At 35.3% G+C, this 18,728-nt stretch carries 17 protein-coding genes and 1 other RNA gene; 8 read left to right on the top strand and 10 right to left on the bottom strand.

Annotated features, from left to right (window positions below; genetic code table 11):
• Positions 1-224 precede the first annotated feature (224 nt).
• Complete coding sequence (locus tag CEY12_RS09915; RefSeq protein ID WP_089027543.1) at positions 225-2,840, bottom strand: valine--tRNA ligase; 2,616 nt, start codon at positions 2,838-2,840, stop codon at positions 225-227.
• Between the two features lie 128 nt (positions 2,841-2,968).
• Between CEY12_RS09915 and CEY12_RS09920 the strand changes: the two genes are divergently transcribed.
• Together CEY12_RS09920 and CEY12_RS09925 are read left to right on the top strand one after the other, a co-directional pair.
• A complete protein-coding gene (locus CEY12_RS09920; protein WP_089027544.1) occupies positions 2,969-3,439 on the top strand; it encodes a DUF1573 domain-containing protein in 471 nt (156 codons plus the stop codon).
• 78 nt (positions 3,440-3,517) lie between these two features.
• A complete protein-coding gene (locus CEY12_RS09925) occupies positions 3,518-4,393 on the top strand; it encodes a polyphosphate kinase 2 family protein (RefSeq protein ID WP_089027545.1) in 876 nt (291 codons plus the stop codon).
• Between the two features lie 59 nt (positions 4,394-4,452).
• On the opposite strand, the gene rnpB is transcribed toward CEY12_RS09925, so the two are convergent.
• An RNA gene (gene rnpB / locus CEY12_RS09930) (RNase P RNA component class A) lies at positions 4,453-4,775 on the bottom strand.
• Positions 4,776-5,011: 236 nt separating this feature from the next.
• Here rnpB and CEY12_RS09935 point away from each other — a divergent pair.
• Genes CEY12_RS09935 through CEY12_RS09945 form a run of 3 tightly spaced genes read left to right on the top strand, consistent with a single transcriptional unit; the run spans position 5,012 to position 7,856 of the window.
• Positions 5,012-5,503, top strand: a complete 492-nt coding sequence (locus tag CEY12_RS09935) for an RNA polymerase sigma factor (protein ID WP_089029842.1) — start codon at positions 5,012-5,014, stop codon at positions 5,501-5,503.
• A complete protein-coding gene (locus CEY12_RS09940) occupies positions 5,496-6,170 on the top strand; it encodes a beta-carotene 15,15'-monooxygenase (protein WP_089027546.1) in 675 nt (224 codons plus the stop codon). Before CEY12_RS09935 ends, CEY12_RS09940 begins: the two co-directional genes overlap by 8 nt.
• Before the next feature lie 60 nt (positions 6,171-6,230).
• Positions 6,231-7,856, top strand: a complete 1,626-nt coding sequence (locus CEY12_RS09945) for an AMP-binding protein (RefSeq protein ID WP_194294629.1) — start codon at positions 6,231-6,233, stop codon at positions 7,854-7,856.
• 59 nt (positions 7,857-7,915) lie between these two features.
• Here the strand turns inward: CEY12_RS09945 and rpoN are convergent, their stop codons facing one another.
• The 5 genes from rpoN to CEY12_RS09970 all read right to left on the bottom strand — a co-directional run bounded on the left by rpoN (position 7,916) and on the right by CEY12_RS09970 (position 13,037).
• Positions 7,916-9,379: an RNA polymerase factor sigma-54 gene (rpoN, locus tag CEY12_RS09950; protein WP_089027547.1), complete on the bottom strand. Its 1,464-nt coding sequence runs from the start codon at positions 9,377-9,379 to the stop codon at positions 7,916-7,918.
• A gap of 159 nt (positions 9,380-9,538) precedes the next feature.
• Complete coding sequence (asnS, locus tag CEY12_RS09955; RefSeq protein WP_089027548.1) at positions 9,539-10,987, bottom strand: asparagine--tRNA ligase; 1,449 nt, start codon at positions 10,985-10,987, stop codon at positions 9,539-9,541.
• 134 nt (positions 10,988-11,121) lie between these two features.
• The gene (locus CEY12_RS09960) at positions 11,122-11,721 is read right to left on the bottom strand and encodes a CDP-alcohol phosphatidyltransferase family protein (RefSeq protein WP_089027549.1); all 600 of its coding nucleotides are present in this window, start codon (positions 11,719-11,721) and stop codon (positions 11,122-11,124) included.
• A gap of 10 nt (positions 11,722-11,731) precedes the next feature.
• A complete protein-coding gene (locus tag CEY12_RS09965) occupies positions 11,732-12,361 on the bottom strand; it encodes a hypothetical protein (protein WP_089027550.1) in 630 nt (209 codons plus the stop codon).
• A gap of 10 nt (positions 12,362-12,371) precedes the next feature.
• Positions 12,372-13,037 carry an LA_2272 family surface repeat-containing protein gene (locus CEY12_RS09970; protein ID WP_089027551.1) on the bottom strand — a complete coding sequence of 222 codons (666 nt, stop codon included), beginning with the start codon at positions 13,035-13,037 and terminating at the stop codon, positions 12,372-12,374.
• A gap of 104 nt (positions 13,038-13,141) precedes the next feature.
• On the opposite strand from CEY12_RS09970, the gene CEY12_RS09975 reads away from it, so the two are divergent.
• Genes CEY12_RS09975 through CEY12_RS09985 form a run of 3 tightly spaced genes read left to right on the top strand, consistent with a single transcriptional unit; the run spans position 13,142 to position 16,582 of the window.
• Positions 13,142-14,068: a transcriptional regulator gene (locus CEY12_RS09975; RefSeq protein WP_089027552.1), complete on the top strand. Its 927-nt coding sequence runs from the start codon at positions 13,142-13,144 to the stop codon at positions 14,066-14,068.
• Positions 14,068-14,874, top strand: coding sequence for a helix-turn-helix domain-containing protein (locus CEY12_RS09980; protein ID WP_089027553.1), 807 nt, complete (start codon positions 14,068-14,070; stop codon positions 14,872-14,874). Before CEY12_RS09975 ends, CEY12_RS09980 begins: the two co-directional genes overlap by 1 nt.
• A 58-nt stretch (positions 14,875-14,932) precedes the next feature.
• Positions 14,933-16,582 carry a serine hydrolase domain-containing protein gene (locus tag CEY12_RS09985; protein WP_089027554.1) on the top strand — a complete coding sequence of 550 codons (1,650 nt, stop codon included), beginning with the start codon at positions 14,933-14,935 and terminating at the stop codon, positions 16,580-16,582.
• A gap of 61 nt (positions 16,583-16,643) precedes the next feature.
• Here the strand turns inward: CEY12_RS09985 and rimM are convergent, their stop codons facing one another.
• The 3 genes from rimM to CEY12_RS10000 form a co-directional block, all read right to left on the bottom strand.
• Positions 16,644-17,186, bottom strand: coding sequence for a ribosome maturation factor RimM (gene rimM, locus CEY12_RS09990; protein WP_089027555.1), 543 nt, complete (start codon positions 17,184-17,186; stop codon positions 16,644-16,646).
• A 12-nt stretch (positions 17,187-17,198) separates the two neighbouring features.
• Positions 17,199-17,771 carry a 30S ribosomal protein S16 gene (locus CEY12_RS09995; RefSeq protein ID WP_089027556.1) on the bottom strand — a complete coding sequence of 191 codons (573 nt, stop codon included), beginning with the start codon at positions 17,769-17,771 and terminating at the stop codon, positions 17,199-17,201.
• A gap of 344 nt (positions 17,772-18,115) precedes the next feature.
• Positions 18,116-18,628: a nitroreductase gene (locus CEY12_RS10000; RefSeq protein ID WP_089027557.1), complete on the bottom strand. Its 513-nt coding sequence runs from the start codon at positions 18,626-18,628 to the stop codon at positions 18,116-18,118.
• Positions 18,629-18,728 lie beyond the last annotated feature (100 nt).

Raw genomic sequence — 18,728 nt, forward strand, 5'->3', positions numbered from 1 at the left:
TTGACAAACAGACAACTCTTTTAATTTTTCTCAGTTATCATTAATGATAGCTCCCTTTTTCTTTCTACTCCAACCCTTTACTTGATTTTCAAATGCTATCGCCTGAACTATCTCATTAAATTCACAAAAGAAGACAAGTTAAACAAGTCTTCTTTTATGGATATTGTTTTCCGGAATTTTTCCGGATTGATATAAGTCTTATTTCAATATAAGTGCCAAAAGATTTACAAACTTTTCAGTTTCTCTTCTAAAATAGCAATCTTATCCTGAGCATCTTTCTGTTTCTTACGTTCTGCATCTACAACTTCAGCTTTAGCATTGGCAACGAACTTTTCATTGGAAAGTTTCTTTTCTACAGAAATTAAAAAGCCTTTCAGGTATTTTACTTCTTCTTCCGTTTTTGTTTTCTCTTCTCCAAGATCAAGATTTTCACTTAGTGGAATAGAAACTTCTGTAGCCTCAACAAGGAATGTAAAACTTGGCTTATCTGTTTTCTCTCCAAAATGAATTTCTGAAACATTGGCCAGTTTTTTTACAACAGCTTCATTAGCAAATTCAGAAGCATTGGTATAAATTTCTGCCGCTTCTTTTGGCGAAATACCTTTTGTCTGACGGTAGTTTCTAACTCCTGAAATCAGCTCCTGAGCTCTTTCAAAGTTTTTGATAACCGTCTCATCAAATGCTCCTGCTTTTTTCTGCTGAGAAATAATTAATGCTTCTTCTATACTTCTTTCAGAAATAGTTTGCCATAATTCCTCTGTCAAGAACGGCATAAACGGATGAAGCAATTTCATTAATTCTTCGAAGAAATAAATGGTTTTCTCATAAACTTCTTTAGAGATCCCTTCACCATAATTTGGTTTGATCGCCTCTAAATACCAAGAGCAGAAGTCATCCCAAACTAGTTTATAAATTAAATGTAAAGCATCAGAAATCCTGAACTTTTCAAACTGATCGTCAATTTCAACAATAGCTTTATTCAGCTTGCTTTCAAACCATTCTATCGTCTGTATTTCAGTTGCATTGGCTGGTTTATCCTCATGATTCCACATATTGATCAATCGGAAAGCACTCCAGATTTTCGTCATGAAATTCCTTCCCTGAAGCATCAGATCCTCATCAAAAAGAAGATCGTTACCTGCTGCCGCACTTAACAAAATTCCAACACGAACACCATCAGCTCCATATTTATCAATTAATTCCAAAGGATCCGGTGAGTTTCCTAAAGATTTAGACATTTTCCTTCTTTGCTTATCTCTTACAATACCTGTAAAGTAAACATTTTTAAAAGGAACCGTCTTTTTATACTCTAATCCGGCCATGATCATTCTGGCTACCCAGAAGAAAATAATATCCGGACCTGTAACTAAATCAGAGGTAGGATAGTAATACTGGATATCTTTATTTTCAGGATCAAGTAATCCATCAAATACGGACATTGGCCATAACCAAGATGAGAACCATGTATCCAAAGCATCCTGATCCTGTGTTAAACCCTCTGCCGTGAGATTCTGATTTCTTGTCTTTTGTTTTGCTAATTCCAAAGCTTCTTCTTTGGTTTCGGCTACAACAAAGTCTTCATCTCCACTCCCATAATAATAAGCAGGGATCTGCTGACCCCACCACAGCTGACGTGAAATATTCCAGTCACGGATGTTTTCCATCCAGTGCTTATAGGTATTTTTAAACTTTTCAGGATAGAATTTGATCTCATCATCCATTACCACATTCAAAGCAGATGGAGCAAGCTCAGACATTTTCAGGAACCACTGAACTGAAACCTTAGGTTCAATTACGGCACCTGTTCTTTCCGAAGTCCCCACTTTATTTACATAATCTTCAGCTTTTAGAAGAAGATCCTTTTCCTGTAATTCTTTAGCTATTTGTTTTCTAACTTCAAATCTGTTCTTTCCTGCATAATGCAATCCGTATTCATTCAGATTTCCATCATCATCTAAAGCATCAATCATTTTCAACTGATGTTTCTGCCCTATTTCATAGTCATTGGTATCATGAGCCGGAGTGATCTTCAATGCTCCTGTACCAAATTCAATATCCACATATTCATCTTCAATGATAGGTACAACACGATTAACGATAGGTACAATTACATTTTTACCTTTCAGATGTGCATATCTTTCATCATTGGGATTGATACAAACGGCAGTGTCCCCAAAAATCGTTTCAGGACGCGTAGTCGCTACAGAAAGAAATTCTTCTGAGCCTTCTATTTTATATTTCAGGAAATAAAGTTTCCCATTTTGTTCTTTAAAGATGACCTCTTCATCAGAAATATTCGTCTTTGCCTCAGGATCCCAGTTGACCATTCTATATCCTCTGTAGATCAGACCTTTATTGTACAGATCAACAAAACTTTTGATTACCTGTGCAGACAATTTGTCTTCCAAAGTAAATCTAGTTCTGTCCCAATCGCATGAACATCCTAGTTTTTTTAGCTGGTCAAGAATGGTTCCTCCGTATTTGTCAGTCCATTCCCAGGCATGTTTTAAAAACTCTTCGCGGGTAATATCTGATTTATTGATCCCTTCAGATTTCAATTTAGCAACGACTTTAGCTTCTGTAGCGATTGAAGCGTGGTCTGTTCCCGGAACCCAGCAGGCATTAAAGCCCTGCATCCTTGCACGGCGGACCAGAACATCCTGAATGGTGTTGTTTAGCATATGCCCCATATGTAAGATCCCCGTAACGTTTGGCGGAGGAATTACTATCGTATAAGGCGGCTTTTCATTGGGTTCTGAGTGGAAAAATTTATTCTCCAACCAGTAGTTGTACCATTTTTGTTCTGTTTCCTGTGGATTATACTTTTCTGAAATCTGCATAAATTCTATTTCTTTAGCTTACAATTTGCAAAAATAGCTTAAAGAAAAAAAATTTTCAGCATGAATTAAAATAATTTTTAACTTTGTTTCTCAAAATTTATCTAACAAACGTATTAACATTCAAGAATATGAAAAAATTAATTGCAGGAATTGCACTATTTGGAACATTTGCTATCGCATCAGCACAGACTATTACTTTTGATAAAACTACTTTCGACTATGGTACTATTAAGCCAAGTTCTGATGGTACTAGATTTTTTACAGTAACAAACACTGGTGATAAGCCTTTGGTTATTTCTAATGTAAAGCCTTCTTGCGGATGTACAACTCCTGAATTTAGCACAGATCCTGTTATGCCTGGAAAATCTGCTAAAATCAAAGTAGGATATAACACTGCTCTTAACGGGCCTTTCAATAAAATGATTGAAGTATTCTCTAACGACCCTTCAAACAGCAGAAGCGTAATTTACATCAAAGGAAATGTAGATGCAAATGCTGCTGAAGTTGCTGTTGCTCCGGCTAAAGTTGAAACTCCGGTAGATGCTAAGGCTGCTAAAAAAGCTGCTAAAGCTGCTAAAAAAGCAACTGCTGCAAAATAAGCTCTACTCAGAAAAAATAAAAAAACCGTCTCCATGGAGACGGTTTTTTTTATTACATTTATTTTAAATAAACAAATTATGGACACCAACTTCTCGGATGATTTTGAAGTAAAAGGAAAGTTTTCGATCAAAAAAACCTCAACGGAATATCAAGGCTCGCTTACAAAGCAGGAAGGACAGGCGTTATTGGCCGTAGAAAAAGAAAAGCTACGTAATCTTCAGGAGAAACTGTATGCTGATGGCAGTAAATCTCTTCTCGTTATTTTACAGGCAATGGATGCAGCTGGAAAAGACAGCCTTATTGAACATGTATTCGGTGGGGTAAATCCACAGGGGTGTAACGTAACCAGCTTTAAAACACCAAGTTCAAAAGAATATTCACATGATTTTTTATGGCGACATTACCTTGCCCTGCCCCAAAAGGGAATGATCGGTATTTTCAACCGCTCCCATTATGAAAGTGTTCTGGTATGTAAAGTGCATCCGGAATATAATCTAAGTGAAAAAACATGGGGCTCAGTGAAGGATTTTGACAATAAATTCTGGGAAAACCGATATGAGAGCATCAGAAATTTTGAAAAACATTTATCTCAAAATGGCACAACAATCATTAAAATATTTTTAAATGTTTCAAAAAAGGAACAGAAACAAAGACTTTTGGATAGAATAAACGAGCCGGAAAAAAACTGGAAGTTCTCCTCGGCTGATCTCCCTGAAAGAGCTTTATTTGACCAATACATGGTAGCTTACGAGACCGCGATCAATGAAACATCAAAAGATCATGCTCCCTGGTATGTACTTCCGGCGGATAATAAGTGGTTTGCAAGAGTAGCAGCCATTCAAATTATTATTGATACTCTTGAAAAAATGGATCTCAAATATCCCCAACTGGCCGAAAAAGATCTAAAAGCTTTGGAAGAATCAAAAAAGACCTTAGAGAAAGAGAAGGAATAACATACAAAAAGCGGAGAAGGATCTCCGCTTTTTATGTTTGTTTCAATATGATCAAAAAAATCACGAGAAAATCTATAAGCCGGATTTTGTACTTCAAAGAAGTGCCTGTTATTTATCTGCGTATTACATTGCTGCAAAACTTTTGCTGATTACCCCTCGGCTTTCAGAGCGAGCAACTCCTATTTTCATTTCTGAAAAGAACCGATATACTTATCATTGCACCGCAAAGAGTTTACCTGGTTTCACTACAGCCGAACTGTACCTGCTTTCTGTTGCACTTGTCCTACCCTCACGGGTGACGGGTGTTATCCGCTTTGCTGCTCTATGGTGTCCGGACTTTCCTACCTCTGCCGAAACAGAGATCAACAAGCCGACTTTCTCGTGGGTGCAAAGATAAGGGTTAATTTGAAAATGTAGCAATTTGAAAATGAGTTAATTTTTATACTTTCATAATGGCTTCAATATGATGATACTGAGTCAAATATTTTAATTCTAACGCAAAACACATGAATACTTTACGCAATTAAAGCTATTATGTATTTCAATTTTCAAATTAACTCACTTTCAAATTCTCAAATCAACACTTTATTACTATCTTCGTGCCGTTATATATCTATTGTGATTTCCAGAGAAAAAGAATTTGCGCAACTTATAAAAGATAATCAGGGATTGATTATCAAGGTATCGCGTCTTTATACCAACTCTCTGGAAGATGAAGAGGATCTCTTCCAGGAAATCGTTTTACAGCTTTGGAGAAGCTACGACTCTTTTAAGGGAAACTCTAAAATTTCGACATGGATGTATCGTGTAGCCCTTAATACAGCCATTACCCTTTTCAGAAAGAAAAGCAAAAGCCTTCCTATGAATGAGCTGGACATCAATCATAAAGATTTCATTGAAGATGATGATGAAAAACAGCAACAAATCTCTCTTTTATATACCGTGATCAAAACTTTACCTAATGTAGAGAGAGCTATCGTAATGATGTATTTAGATGATTTGCCTTATAAGGATATCGCAGAAAACCTCGGAATAACTGAAGTAAATGCACGTGTGAAGATGAACAGATTAAAGAAAACCCTTAAAGAACAGATGGAAAAATATGCCTGATTTTGATTTAGACAGCTTTAAGAAAACATGGCAAGAGCAGCCTGTTCAGCAAAAATACGACAATAGTGAAATTCTTAAAATGCTAAATAGAAAGTCACGTAATTACGTGAAATATATTTTCTGGATCAGCGTTTTTGAATTTTTACTTTTCTCTGTAATGGGGTTATTTTACTTCTTTAAAGGAGAAGAAACCAATGGATTTCTTAATGTTTTAGAAAAACTGGGAGCACGCAAAACTCCCGAAGTAGAAAACAATTTCGACACTATTTATCTAATACTCAAAATATTAAGTTTACTCGTAACCGCTTATTTCGTATATAAGTTTTATCAAAATTACCGTAAAATAAGAATTGAGGAAAATCTTAAAGGCCTCATTACCAGAATTATTAAATTCAAGAAAACAGTGAATGCCTTTATTTTAATAAGCATTGTTTTATTGGTAGCCTTTACATCTATTTTTACCGTGTTCATTTTCTTTGCTTTAAACTCTCAAAATATTGAACCTGCAAATTCAGCAATTACTATTTTTATCATAGGAACCATACTGAGTACCGGATTATGCGTTCTGCTTATCTGGTTGTATTACAGACTGGTGTATGGGATTATCATGAGAAAGCTTGATAAAAATCTTGCTCAGTTAAGAGATATTGACTCTCAGGAAAATTAACCCTTTACAAACAGCTATCTTAAGATTTATTTGTTATTTTTAATAAACAAATCTTTTCTTATGGCTTTATCTTACGTATCAGGGGCTTCAAATATTCCATTACTTGGCGAAACAATTGGCCAGAATTTAAAACATACTACTGAAAAATATCCGGATCATGAGGCATTGGTTTCTGTTCAGCAGAACTATCGGGCAACCTATAAAGAATTGTTTGATCAAACAACCGCCGTCGCCAAAGCACTTATCCGTTTGGGAGCAAAATCAGGAGATCGGATTGGAATATGGTCCGCCAACAGATACGAATGGGTACTTTTACAATATGCTACCGCAAGGATAGGCACTATTTTAGTCAATATTAATCCGGCCTACAGAACGCATGAACTTACCTATGTATTGAACCAGTCGGAAGTTCGTTTTATATTTTCTTCTTTGTCGTTTAAAACCAGTAACTACAAAGAAATGGTGGAGTATGCCAAAGAAGTATGCCCAATGCTGAATGAAGCCATTTTCTTCGACGACAACTGGGAAGCATTTTTAAAAAATGGCATCTCTGTTTCCGATGAAATCTTACAGGATTTTGAGAACAACATTGAATTTGATGATCCTGTAAATATTCAATATACCTCCGGGACAACAGGATTCCCAAAAGGAGTTACGCTTTCCCACCATAATATTTTAAACAATGGTTATTTCATTGGAATACGATTACGATACACAGAAAAAGATCGTGTATGTATTCCCGTTCCCTTTTATCACTGCTTTGGAATGGTCATCGGAAATATTTGCTGTATCGCTCATGGTGCGTGCATTGTAATTCCTAACGACAGCTTCGATCCGGATATTACACTAAAAGTAGTTTCTGATGAAAAATGCACCTCTTTATACGGGGTTCCTACTATGTTTATAGCAGAATTGGCTGTGAAAAACTTTGATAGCTATGACTTTTCAAACTTAAGAACCGGGGTTATGGCTGGATCTGTATGCCCACCCGAAATTATGAAAAAAGTTGAAAGCCTCATGAATATTAAAGAGATGAGCATCTGTTATGGAATGACGGAAACTTCCCCGGTTTCTACCCAGACTCTGATTGGAACACCTTTAGAAAAGCAGGTAAGTACTGTTGGAACTGTCCAGGATCACCTTGAAGTAAAAATTATCAGTGAGAATGGTAAGGTTGTAGAGCGTGGAGAGCATGGGGAGCTTTGTACCAGGGGATATTCGGTTATGCTAAAATACTGGAATGATCCTGAAAACACACAAAAAGTACTGGATGATGCACGCTGGATGCATACAGGTGATCTGGCCGTAATGGATCATGAAGGCTACATTACCATTTCCGGGAGGATTAAAGACCTTATTATTCGGGGTGGTGAGAATATCTCTCCTAAAGAGATTGAAGACTTTCTATACACTTATCCTAACATTCTCGATGTCCAAATAATTGGTGTTCCAAGTGAAAAATTTGGAGAAGAAGTAATGGCCTGGGTTAAAATAAGACCTGGATCTATAGTATCTGAAGAAGAACTACTCAATTACTGCAGGACAAAGATTGCCCATTATAAAATTCCAAAATACTGGAAATTTGTTGAGGAATTTCCAATGACAATTTCTGGAAAAATAAGAAAAGTTGAAATGCGTGAAATTTCTATAAGAGAATTAAAGCTCGATCCATTAAAGAATAACTAGGCGCCTATTGATAATAAAAATACCTGGTAAACCAGGCATTTAATTATTTTTAAACTTCATTAAAGTTCTTTTCTCAATCTCGCAACAGGTATATTAAGCTGTTCCCTGTACTTTGCAATGGTTCTTCGGGCTATGTTATATCCCTGTTCTTTTAAGATTACCACTAAAGCATCATCTGTAAGTGGCTTCCTTTTGTTCTCCTTGCTGATCACCTCCATAAGGTGGGTTTTAATCTCTTTGGTAGATACCTCTTCTCCATCATCATTGGTCAAACTATCAGAGAACAGGTCTTTAAGGTATACAATCCCGTTGGGTGTATCTGCATATTTACTTTTTACCACTCTTGAAATAGTAGAAATATCAAAACCGGTGATATCAGCGATATCTTTCAAGATCATAGGTTTTAAAGATTTTTCATCACCTGTGATAAAGTATTCTTTCTGGAATTTAACAATAGCAGTGATGGTTTGCAATAGTGTATTCTGACGCTGGTTAATCGCATCGATATACCATTTTGCAGCATCTAACTTTTGCTTGATAAATAATGCCGCCTGTTTATGTTCAGAAGAATTCTTATCGTGGGAATAAGTGGTTAAAATATCTTTATATTCTTCAGAAACCCTTAAAGTCGGAGCATTTTTACTGTTAAGCATTGGAATAACTACCCCATCTTTCACCTGAATTACAAAATCCGGAATAATCTCCTGATTGATCGTTATCGTCTGTGTATCAAAGTTTCCTCCAACTTTTGGGGATAATTTGGAAATCTCTTCCAAAGCATCCTTAAGGTCTTCTTCTTCGATATCATATTTCTGAATGATCTTATTATAATGTTTATTGGTAAGAGCATCAAACTGATGTCTCAGGATATTGGCAGCCAAAGAAACTGCTTTGTCTGAACTTACTTTCTTTTCTATTTGTAAAAGAAGGCATTCCTGCAGACCTCTTGCACCAACTCCTGCGGGATCCAGTTTCTGAACGTAATTTTCTAAAATATCTTCAGCCTTTTCTATTGTTGTATAAATTCCCTGTGAAAAGGCAAGATCATCAACAATCGATTTGATCTCTCTTCTCAGATAGCCATCCGTATCAAGGTTTCCAATAATATATTCGGCAATTTTTATATCCTCAGGATTAATATTAGCTAAGTGGATTTGTTCTAATAGATAATCATATAAAGACTGACCTTCCGTCAGTAAACTTTCATTATCAAATTCCTCATCATCAGCTGAATAATTACTGGAAGCTGTTTTATAGCTCGGTTCATCATCATAGATATATTCATTCACATCAAAATCCGTTTCAATGCTTTCATTTCCTTCATTCTCATAGGAATCCTCAAGAGACGCATAATCATCTTCTTTAGATTCTTCTTTTGCAATTTCCAAGGCAGGGTTTTCTTCTAACTCTCTCTCCAGTTCCTCTTCAAATTCCAAAGTATGAAGTTGAATCAGCTTCATCAATTGAATCTGTTGCGGAGCCAACTTTTGCCCTAACTTGAGTTGTAAGTGTTGTTTAAGCATATTTACTCTTTGTGTTTTAACATAACATATTCCACGAAATTAATGAATTTTTTTTAGAAATTACATATTTAGCACGATTTTTGCATTATATAATTTAACATAATAAGCTATTATTAAAATAAAAAAAGCCTTAAAATTAATTTAAGGCTTTTTTTATGTCTAGAATTCGGCACTTTTAGGTGTCCTTGGGAAAGGAATTACATCCCTGATGTTGGTCATTCCCGTTACGAAAAGTATAAGTCTTTCCAAGCCCAGCCCGAAACCGGCATGAGGTACTGAACCGAATTTTCTTGTATCCATATACCACCAAAGCTCCTCCTCTTCAACGTGCATTTCTTTCATTTTAGCTCTTAGAACATCTATTCGTTCTTCTCTTTCAGAACCTCCGATAATTTCACCAATTCCTGGGAAAAGAACGTCCATTGCTCTTACCGTTTTATTATCATCATTCAAACGCATATAGAATGCCTTGATATCTTTTGGATAGTCAAATAAAACTACCGGACTTTCAAAATGCTTCTCTACAAGGAATCTTTCGTGCTCAGACTGAAGATCAGCTCCCCAATTCTCGATTGGAAACTGGAATTTGCCTTTTTTATTCTCTTTAGAGTTCAATAAGATCTCAATAGCTTCCGTATAGCTTACACGCATAAAACGTTTAGCCACCACATTTTGCAATTTTTCTATAAGACCCTCTTTTGCTCTTTCTTTTTCAGGTTTAGATTTTTGCTCTTCAACAAATCTCTTATCCAAAAACTCAAGATCATCTTTACAGTTATCCAATACATACTGGATCACATACTTTAGAAAATCTTCCGCAAGATCGATGTTATCTTCAAGGTTGTTGAATGCAACTTCAGGCTCTACCATCCAGAATTCTGCAAGGTGACGGGTCGTATTGGAGTTTTCAGCACGGAAAGTCGGTCCAAATGTATAAATTCTTCCCAATCCCATTGCTGCAGTTTCTCCCTCCAGCTGACCTGAAACCGTAAGGTTCGTTTGTTTACCAAAGAAGTCCTGGCTGTAATCAACTTCACCATCCTCAGTTCTTGGGATCTTATTGAGATCAAAACTGGTCACTCCAAACATCTCTCCTGCTCCTTCTGCATCTGCACCTGTAATTATCGGGGTGTGAATGTTGAAAAACTGGTTCTTGGTAAAGAATGAATGAATAGCAAAGGTTACTGCATGGCGTATTCTGAACACAGATCCAAATAAGTTGGTTCTGAATCTTAAATGTGCCTGCTCACGAAGTTTTTCTAAACTGTGCTTCTTCGGCTGAAGAATGGTATTTTGTAATTCTTCCGTAAAGTTATCCCCTAAAATAATGATCTTTTTAGCGATAATTTCAACAGTTTGCCCTGCTCCCTGACTTTCCACCACTTCCCCTACTACTTTAAGAGAAGAAGCCGTACTTATTTTATTGATAATCTCTTTATCAAAATTTTCGAAATCAACAACTATTTGCAAATTATTAATTGTAGACCCATCATTAAGTGCTATAAAGCGATTTGCACGGAAAGATTTTACCCAACCGTAAACTGTAATGTCATGATGTAGTACTTTCTTGTAATCCTGTAGGATTTCTTTAATTGTCTGCTTTTTCATTTGTTGATTATAAATTTTCGTATAAAAATTAATGTCTACAAAGTTACAAAAAAACAGCGCAAGTTGATGATTGCGCTGCCGTTTAAAAAATCACTAATCAATTATTTAATATAAAACCTATTATTTCTATCTGTTTAATTAAAGAAAATTGTCTTTTTACGTTGTTTTCCCATCCTAATTTTCCAGGCATGGTATGAGCTTGGGACATCATACTGCCATTTTGGAAGCAATAAAACGATCAGAATAACATCTACATGGGAAATAAGTCCTAAAACAACCGTAAGATAAAAGGCCCAGCCTGTTTCCTGAAATCCAATCAGATAAGTAAAGGCAATCAGTAGGCTTAATCCCCACATTTTTGCTAAAAAAGCATGGGTACAGGTTTCTTTTCCGAACTTCCAGATGCTCACTATATAGCACAGAGCCTCCATAATGAAGATAAGAAGAATACCCGTCCACTCTTTTTTGATCAATTCAGGGTTTAATAGGTAAGAAGAAAAACCTAATGAAAGCCAGAAAACCAAATCAGTCTGACTGTCCAATCGTCTTAACTTTTCTGATGAAACTCCGGTTTTCCGGGCAATAATTCCATCAAAAATATCAGTCAATAATCCTATATACATGAGGATTAAAATTAAATTCCTGGAATCTTCATTTTTAAAATAGCTTAATAACAAAACAGTTGGAGCAATTAAAAATCTGATTAAAATTAATAAATAAGGTAACTTTTTCATGACATTATTTTTAGAGTTTAAAATTGACACCAGCCTCTATCGAAAAGGAATTAAAACCTGATGGGACCGCATTTTTTTCCAAAAGCCTAAAAGGCATATAAGAAGCCTGAATTCCCACTCCAAAATTATTTTTCCAAAATCTTAATCCCTGTCCCACTCTTACTGATGCAATACTTTCAGTATTTGTATTAATATAAATGGTATTTTCATCATTACTTTCCCGTCTTTCATTGGGAATACCTTTACCACTGAAGAAAAGATTATGCATGCTTAGTTCGCTTACCCACTCAATCGTATGATTCCTGACAGGATATTCTTTTACCATCCTTATCCCGATATTCAGTAAAAATTCCTTGGTAGAAACATCGTAATACTCCCCTTTTTTCCGATATCTAAAGTCGTACGTACTTGTACTGTGATAAAAATTCGCCCCGAACTCTAAGTGGGTTTTATTTTCATCAATAGGATACCGATACCAATAACCGAAATATAATCCAGGAGTCTGCCTCTCTTTATAGGATGAAAAACTCATAAAGCTCCCTGCTTCAATCATTGATCTCTTATCTTTTTTTGTAGCTTCAACAGGTATCTGTGCTTGAAAATTCATGGCTGCCAATACACAAAAAGTTATCGTTCTCATTTTTCAGATTTTAAAAGTTAACAAATGGCAGACTCCGTTTACCATTCTTATTCCAGAACCCGATTTGCAATCCTTTGATTTTATGGGATTTGTTAAACAAACCGATTTGCGCACCTTTAGCCTCACGAGCTTTATTATAAATTCCGATCTGTATTCCCTTCAATTGATTAGCATCATTGAAAACAGATATACTCACTCCATTCAACTCTGCACTACTTACCCCCATTCCGGAGATCATAATCCCATTTCCTTTATCAATATCGGTGGACAAACCAGCAATGGAAAGACCTTTCATGGTATGTCCATAATTGTATAATGAAATACTAATTCCATTATGCATGATATTCCTTCCATATCCTGCACCGGAAATATTGAGTCCATTCACGACAAGATGTGGTGCACTATTCGTTAATTTTGAAGGATCAAAAAGCATCCAGATCAAAATACCAACAGGGTTTGGTTCAAAATTAATTCCGTTGATCTTTCTTACATTCCCTTTATGCTCATCAAAAGCATCCCCAATTCCGATAGCGATTCCATCCACTTCTTTTATATTTTTTTTCAAAGGGGTAAATGCAATCACTCTCGTTTTAGTTTCCAAAACTGCAATGCTATCCTGAGCGTATAAAATACTCCCGGTAAAAGCACTGATCATTAAAAAAATTATTGTTCTCATAACTGATTACTTTAAAATTACAGTTCAAAATTATCAGCAGAACGAACCAGTTTCAATGTGAAAAGGAATTAAAAAAAATGCTACATTTGTGAAAATCACAAAACATGCATCAGGAAGCATTATTAAAAGAGATCCGCAGGAAAATTGGCGACAGGTCTTTGAACGATGAGATTGCCAATATTCTCAATATAAGCTATGATGCTGCACACAGACGCACTTCGCTTAAGGCTAAATTTAGTTTTGAAGAGGCACTGGAACTCGCAAAACATTATCAGATTTCTCTGGATCAGTTTCTGGGAACAGAAAATCAGCTAGTAGTTAAAAGGACACAGCCGGTAAGAACGACTGAAGATCTCTTAAACTATTTTGAAAGCTCACTTAAGATCCTTGATGTTTTCCACAATATCACCCATTCACAGGTTTTCTATTCTGCAAAAGACATCCCCTTTTTCTATACCATTTCGGATTCTATTTTATCCCGTTTTAAATTTTATGTATGGATGAATTTATTAAATCAGGATCAGTTTTTAAGTCCATTTAATGAGTTCAAAATGCAATATCATACGCCAAAAAATGAGCTGCTTATTGAGTTATACGAAAAACAAAATGTCACAGAGATATGGAATGACACGACGATAATGAGTGTCTTAAGGCAAATTTCATTTTACTTTGAAATTGGGTTGTTAAAAAAGGAAGAAGCGGTTTTGATTCTGGAAGACTTAAAAAAATTATTAGAAAATCTGGAAAACAAAACACTTTATCAATCTAATTTTCAAATATTTGCAAATGATTTAGTAATTTTAAACAATAGTATTCTGTTTAAGAATGACCAGCAATGTTCTTTTTTTGTTCCGTTCAGTATGTTCGGTTACATGATGACCAATGATAAGGTGACTTGCCAGGATTCATTAAGCTATTTTGAGCATCAGATTAAAAATTCCAGATCGTTGAATACCTCTGGAAACCGGGACCGGAAAATGTTCTTTAATACCATGTATCAGCAGATTGATCATTTAAAAGAAAAATTATAATGAATACACTTCGTAATGGTGAATTTTTTGGCCAAACCAATGAGATCATGGAGCTTAATGGTCTAACCTTTACGGATACTGAGTATACGCACCCTTATGTTGACTGGCATTATCATGAAAATGCCTATTTTACTTTTCTTCTACAAGGGAATGTGACAGAAGGAAATAGAAAAGAAATTTATGATTGTTCGCCAGGAACCCTTTTATATCATTGTTGGGAAGATTCACATTACAATATAAAACCCGATGTTTTTACCCGTGGATTTCATATAGAAATTTCGAAGGATTGGTTTACAGATCATCAGATTTTGCAAAATAACAGAGAAGGAAGTTTCAATATTAAAAATCCTGCGACAAAACTGCTTACCTATCAGATCTTTAAAGAAACAAAATTAAATGATGTAAATACAGAACTATCTGTCCATCAACTGTTGTTGCATATTTTCAGTCAATTCAATCAGCAAAATAAAAATCCGGAAAAAAATCCTGTTTGGGTGCGCCAGATTGAAGAACTTCTCCATGAAAGTATTACTGAAAAACTCGATCTTACAGGAATTGCCAAAATTTTAAATATCCATCCCATGCATCTTAGCAGGGATTTCCATAAGTACTTCCACTGTAATTTGGGTGATTATATCCGCAAATTGAAAGTCAACAGATCTCTTAAACTTATTCATAACAATAATGAATCTTTAACACATATTGCACTCGAGTGTGGTTTTACAGATCAAAGTCATTTCATTCGTTGTTTTAAAGAAAATATGGGAATTACTCCTTTAAAATACAGAAACTTATTAGTTAAATAACCGAACGTTATCTCATTTATTCTTCAAGTATTCTGAATCCACCTTTGAAAAAAAAAATATGAAAACACTTTATCTATTGGTTTTATTCCTTTCATTTAATTTTACATCAGGGCAAGTTAAGAATGTGGTGACCCCAGATAAAATTGAAAATTCTCTGCAAAAAAACAACCTTCATAAGGTCATCTTTCTGAATAAAACAATTCCTTTGGAAAATCTGAAAGAGTCGGACATCATTAAAAACATGACTTTCGCTGAAGATAAAGATCTCGATATAAGGCTTTTCATGGATAATTCGCTGATTAACTACTTGCATCAACTGGATACTTCTTTGCCCCCTAATGAATTATTGAAAAATGGGAATTTTCAGTTTTCTTTTTACGTAGATAAAAAACTGATCTATGTGGAAAACCTAAATCCCGGAGCAGGAACAGAGGAAAGTAAAAAGCTAAAAACAACTTTTAGGGTTCCTCTATTAAGTTCTACCAATGAAGATTCATGGGGCAGATATTTATGGATGCGCTTTTATTTAAAAAATAATGGAATTGATGCGTTGCAATCCGGAAGCCATGTATTAAGTATAGAAGTCAAACCTTACTTAAAAGGCGTTACACTAAAAACAGGACCTGTTATTGCAAAAGGTGAAATAAACCTTAGTATAGAACAAAAAAATATCTCTGAGCAGGAATTGGCTGTTCAGCCCATAAAACCCAATAGTGGCTGGGCGACATCAAATGAAAAGTATGATACAGAAAAAATCAGAACGCTCAATAGAAAGATTGCCGAAAACAGATTCAGGGATATAACCAGTATTATTATTGTGAAAAATGGAAAACTTCTTTTAGAAGAATATTTCAGTAAATCCGGTAGAGATAGTCTGCAAGATACACGTTCTGTGGGAAAATCATTTTCCTCAGCATTAATGGGAATCGCCATAAAGGAGGGCTACATCAAGAATGAAAATCAAAAAATCAGTGAATTTTATGATCTCCGGAAATTTAAAGAGTATTCTCCAAAAAAAGACAGCGTAACATTAAAAAGCCTTTTAACTATGAGTTCTGGATTTAATGGCAATGACGATGATCCTGATTCTCCCGGAAATGAGGAAAATATGTACCCTCTGGATAACTGGATGAAATTTGTTCTTGATTTACCGATGACAGAAAATAAAATTGGTAAATATTGGGCTTATTTCACTGCGGGAGTTGTTGTTACCGGAGATATTCTGGATCAATCTGCTCCCAAAGGATTAGAAAATTATGCTGACAAAAAGCTTTTCCAGCCACTGGGCATTAAAAATTACAAATGGCAGTATACTCCACAACATAAGATTTCAATGGCCGGAGGATTAAGAATGCGTTCATTAGATTTTGCGAAATTTGGACAATTATATCAGAACAACGGCACATTTAATGGAAACACCATTATCGATAAAAACTGGATTAAAAAATCTTTCACCAATTATTTTGCTGAAAACAAAGAATTTGAAGGGTACGGATATCTGTTCTGGAGAAAAATTTATAAAGCAGGTGATAAAAATTTTGAAGCCTATCAATGTAGCGGAAATGGAGGTAATAAGATTATTATCTTTAAAGAAATCCCTTTGGTCATTGTGATTACAGCAAAAGCGTATAACAGATCATATGCCCATTCACAAGTTGAAAAGATGGTTCAGGAATATTTATTACCCGCGGTACTTAATGATAAGTAATGGCTAATGTTTATCGGAAGATGAAAGAAAGAAAGAAAGAAAGAAATGAGTAATAGTAAAACTACTCGTCTTTTTTAGAAGGAACTAAAAAGACATCAATAAGACCTTCCGGCAATTGCATTTTAATGAACCTTTCTTCTCGGTTCACTTCAAGGATCCAGTCTTTAATAATTGGAATGACTACCTCTTTTCCATCCAGATTCGTCACAAAGTAGGTTTGGGCAGTCTGATCATTGATAGAACGGATAACACCACAATCGCTGTCATGTTCATCAAAAACATTAAAACCCACCACCTCATGATAGTAAAACTGTTTTCCGGAAAGCTTGGGTAAAGTAGCAAGCGGCAAATACACACTTTTTCCTAAAGATTGATCTACCAATGCTTCAGAAGAATTTTTGAACGCTATATTCAGTGCGTCTGATTTGCTCCATGATGATTTTTCAATAAAAAAAGGAACCAATAATCCGTTGATTTCAACGAATATTGATTCCAGTTTATTGTAAAGTTTGGGTTGATCGGTATCCAATTTAAGGATAACGTTTCCCGCAAGGCCATGTCTGCGTGTGATTTTTCCTAAAAAATAGCAATCTTCTTTACGCATACAGGGTTTTTCTTAAGCTTCAGTGTTTTCTTCAGTTTCAGCAGCAGGAGCTTCTCCTTCTGTAGTTTCCTCAGCAACAACTTCTTCAGCAACTGGTGCGTTAGCAGCTTCTTCAGCAGCTTTAGCATCCGCTTCAGCTTGTGCAGCAGCAGCAAGTCTAGCTTCGTTTACTTTAACTTCAGCTTCTAAAGCAGCTTTTTTAGCATCAGCCTGAGCTTTAGATAAACCTTCTACTTTTCCTTGTACTTTTTGTTCTTTAGAATCTACCCAAGCAGCAAATCTTTTTTCAGCTTCAGCCTCATCAAAAGCTCCTTTAGCAACACCACCTTGTAAGTGTCTTTTGTAAAGTACTCCTTTGTAAGAAAGGATCGCTCTTGCAGTATCAGTTGGTTGAGCACCGTTGTTTAACCACTTTACAGCAGAATCAACGTTCAAATCAATAGTTGCAGGGTTAGTAATTGGGTTGTAAGTACCTAGTTTTTCGATGAATCTACCGTCTCTTCTAGCTCTAGCATCTGCAACCACGATGTGGAAAAAAGGTTTTCCTTTTTTACCGTGTCTTTGTAATCTGATTTTTACTGACATAATGTTTGAATTTTATGGGAACTCGTCCCAGTTAAATATTTAAGTGTGCAAAGATAAATAAAATTTCCAATGTATCCATAAAAATGTGATAATTTGTCAAGATAGTTATGTAATAGTAACAAAAAAAGACGATTGTCATGGTAGATTAAACAATTGGCACAATCAATTATTTTTTCATATAACCTCAATTCTTCCTGATATTTGGGATCGGAAAAATCTCCTTATGATGAAAAATATATTCGGAATGATATAATTTTAGATATGACCAATGAAACTAATCCTACTTATCAACTGATCAAAAAATAATCTTTCCAGTAGAATTAATCTCATGGGACATCATTAGCTTAGTCCAGTCTTCCCATATAGAAAAGTCCTAAGCACCTTTGGTTTTCCTCAATGGTTAAGGATTCTTTTAAATGATTAACAATTGCCGGGGAGCTCCAATAACAACCTACTTCATTGGCTGTACAGGAAAGATACATATTTTGTACGGCCATTGAAACGGCAGCAATTTCCTCCCATTCCGGAAGCATGCCACTGAAGTTCACCACAATGGAAACAACAACATCTGCTTTATTAATTTTAAAGCCTATATCATCGTATTTCTTCTGTAAGAAAGTTTGTTCTGACTGGGTTGCTTTGTAAATATTTTGCATTTCAGCAGCCAGCTGTGCCTTTTCTTCACCTTTGAAGGTTTTAAAACGCCAGGGCTTTGTTCGTTTATGGTTAGGAGCAAGTGTTGCTGAATGTAAAATCTCATCAAGGATATCCTGAGAGATTTGTGTTTCGGTATAATCTTTAGGGAAAATACTTCTTCTCTGTTCTATGATTTCTTTTAGAATTTCTGCTTTGTTCATAGAAACAAAATTACAAAAAAGTTGATGTGGAACGGTCGTGAATTAACAGTTAATTATCAATCGTAAATTTTGTTTTTTTCTTATTTGAAAACAGACATCA

This window comes from Chryseobacterium sp. T16E-39 (genome assembly GCF_002216065.1).
Classification (GTDB): Bacteria; Bacteroidota; Bacteroidia; order Flavobacteriales; family Weeksellaceae; genus Chryseobacterium.

Excerpts from the sequence above, each read along its gene's own strand:
- CEY12_RS09915 (WP_089027543.1), bottom strand. The coding sequence starts at position 2,840 with ATGCAGATTTCAGAAAAGTATAATCCACAGGAAACAGAACAAAAATGG.
- CEY12_RS09920 (WP_089027544.1), top strand. The coding sequence starts at position 2,969 with ATGAAAAAATTAATTGCAGGAATTGCACTATTTGGAACATTTGCTATC.
- CEY12_RS09925 (WP_089027545.1), top strand. The coding sequence starts at position 3,518 with ATGGACACCAACTTCTCGGATGATTTTGAAGTAAAAGGAAAGTTTTCG.
- CEY12_RS09940 (WP_089027546.1), top strand. The coding sequence starts at position 5,496 with ATGCCTGATTTTGATTTAGACAGCTTTAAGAAAACATGGCAAGAGCAG.
- CEY12_RS09945 (WP_194294629.1), top strand. The coding sequence starts at position 6,231 with ATGGCTTTATCTTACGTATCAGGGGCTTCAAATATTCCATTACTTGGC.
- rpoN (WP_089027547.1), bottom strand. The coding sequence starts at position 9,379 with ATGCTTAAACAACACTTACAACTCAAGTTAGGGCAAAAGTTGGCTCCG.
- asnS (WP_089027548.1), bottom strand. The coding sequence starts at position 10,987 with ATGAAAAAGCAGACAATTAAAGAAATCCTACAGGATTACAAGAAAGTA.
- CEY12_RS09960 (WP_089027549.1), bottom strand. The coding sequence starts at position 11,721 with ATGAAAAAGTTACCTTATTTATTAATTTTAATCAGATTTTTAATTGCT.
- CEY12_RS09965 (WP_089027550.1), bottom strand. The coding sequence starts at position 12,361 with ATGAGAACGATAACTTTTTGTGTATTGGCAGCCATGAATTTTCAAGCA.
- CEY12_RS09970 (WP_089027551.1), bottom strand. The coding sequence starts at position 13,037 with ATGAGAACAATAATTTTTTTAATGATCAGTGCTTTTACCGGGAGTATT.
- CEY12_RS09975 (WP_089027552.1), top strand. The coding sequence starts at position 13,142 with ATGCATCAGGAAGCATTATTAAAAGAGATCCGCAGGAAAATTGGCGAC.
- CEY12_RS09980 (WP_089027553.1), top strand. The coding sequence starts at position 14,068 with ATGAATACACTTCGTAATGGTGAATTTTTTGGCCAAACCAATGAGATC.
- CEY12_RS09985 (WP_089027554.1), top strand. The coding sequence starts at position 14,933 with ATGAAAACACTTTATCTATTGGTTTTATTCCTTTCATTTAATTTTACA.
- rimM (WP_089027555.1), bottom strand. The coding sequence starts at position 17,186 with ATGCGTAAAGAAGATTGCTATTTTTTAGGAAAAATCACACGCAGACAT.
- CEY12_RS09995 (WP_089027556.1), bottom strand. The coding sequence starts at position 17,771 with ATGTCAGTAAAAATCAGATTACAAAGACACGGTAAAAAAGGAAAACCT.
- CEY12_RS10000 (WP_089027557.1), bottom strand. The coding sequence starts at position 18,628 with ATGAACAAAGCAGAAATTCTAAAAGAAATCATAGAACAGAGAAGAAGT.